The organism is Pseudomonas sp. FG36, from assembly GCF_057809275.1.
The window spans coordinates 1-1,597 of record NZ_JBMDJQ010000081.1 but is presented as its reverse complement, the minus strand read 5'-3'; the positions used below and the strand labels follow the sequence as shown (position 1 = coordinate 1,597).

Annotated in this window: 1 protein-coding gene; it reads right to left on the bottom strand. The window is 48.2% G+C overall.

Translation table 11 applies throughout. From position 1 onward, the window contains the following. Positions 1 to 377: 377 nt before the first annotated feature. Complete coding sequence (locus ACODS9_RS26495) at positions 378 to 1,130, bottom strand: RHS repeat-associated core domain-containing protein (protein WP_489095119.1); 753 nt, start codon at positions 1,128 to 1,130, stop codon at positions 378 to 380. Positions 1,131 to 1,597 lie beyond the last annotated feature (467 nt).

Sequence of the window (1,597 nt, the reverse complement as noted above, 5' to 3'; positions counted from 1 at the left end):
CGGTTTTGCCTGCCTGATTTCTGATTTCTGATTTCTGATTTCTGATTTCTGATTTCTGATTTCTGATTTTAGTTTAGATGGTTAGTTTTGAAAATTTTATGCGCAGTCATTTGCGATGTCGGCGCTTATTCACCTTTACGCCTTACGGACATCCCTTTCAAGGTCTTCGGTAGAATCCGCTGAAATCCAGTCAGGAAGACACCAGTGATGTGGGCTTGTGCATACCCACGTTTCAACGGATCGGGTTATTAAGGTCGCTAAAAAAAAAGACCTTGAAAGGGATGGCCATAAGGTCGGGCTTGCTCAGAATAATGCTGTCGCGCCGAGAGTGCAGGGGATAACAGCATCATTGAAGCGATTGGATTTGTATGTTTGATTTACGTCATTTTCCTGATTTCTTCTTGAGATAATTTGCTCTGAAGTTCTTGTACGGTTGGTAGTGGTTCAATGATGATAGGGTCTTCGCGTTTAAATGTAGTGCTATATATCATTTCCCAGGTTTTGTCCAGGCTTTTGTCAAAGTTCTTCTGGGCCAATACCTTTTGATGCTCGGCTGAAATGATTGTCGTCAAGCTAGGGTCAGGCTCGAAAGTGTCAAGTGCTAATTTTTTCTGGTAAAGCTTTGCAGCCTTCTTCAGGTGTTTTTCTGTCACGTGTGGGCTGTCGAACCATTTCTCATACTTAGCAAATTTGGGTGTCGCTTCAGTTATTTTGACAGCATTTTTGTAATAGGCTGTATCTTTATAATTAATACCGAAGGTGCTCTTCGGTGCTTTCAGCATGTGCCCGGATGGGTCGATATTGTTGACCGGATTACCTGCGCAATAGACATAGGCGTTAATACCACCTTCACCAAATGGACTGAGGTTGTCCGGCGAACGGAACCTCATTAGACAAGGATCGTAGTCACGGTAGCCATTGCCGAGTGGATAGCACCCTGTCACTAGGTCCTTCCTTTGCCCGTTGAAGCCAAGCATGACTTCGAGGCCAGGGCACCCCGGTCTGTATCCGTAAGCCGTATACACCAAGGGATAAGGTGTTACGGGAGGCTGAGCCCCAATAACCGAGCCGTGGTTATCGGTAACCAGGAGGTATGCTTCGATCTTGGTCTTTTGCCCGTATCTATGCATGGGGTTCTCCGGAGCAGCGAGTGAATAACAGTACATTCACTCATTTTTTGGGAACGGGCTACTGGCAAATTTACCAGGTACGGTTCATGGTCGGCTCATGGAGCTCGAGCTTGTCCGGGCCCGTGCTGCCGTTGCCGACGGGGCGGTCGATTGCGCGGTACCTGATCGGTTTTTATGTGGTGCGGCGGTTGGGTCTGTCTGAGTCGGTTTTGCCTGCCTGATTTCTGATTTCTGATTTCTGATTTCTGATTTCTGATTTTAGTTGGGTTGGTTAGTTTTGAAAGTTGTATGCGCATTCATTTGCGATGGTGACGCTTATTCACCTTTCCGCCCTTACGGCGGCCTACTTTGGTCTTGGCCAAAGTAGGCAAAGCCGCTCGCTCCATTCATACGGCCCCTACGCTTCGCTCCGGGGTTCCCTCACTCCGGCCTTGCTCCCGGGAGGACCGCGCTGAACGCCCCATCCT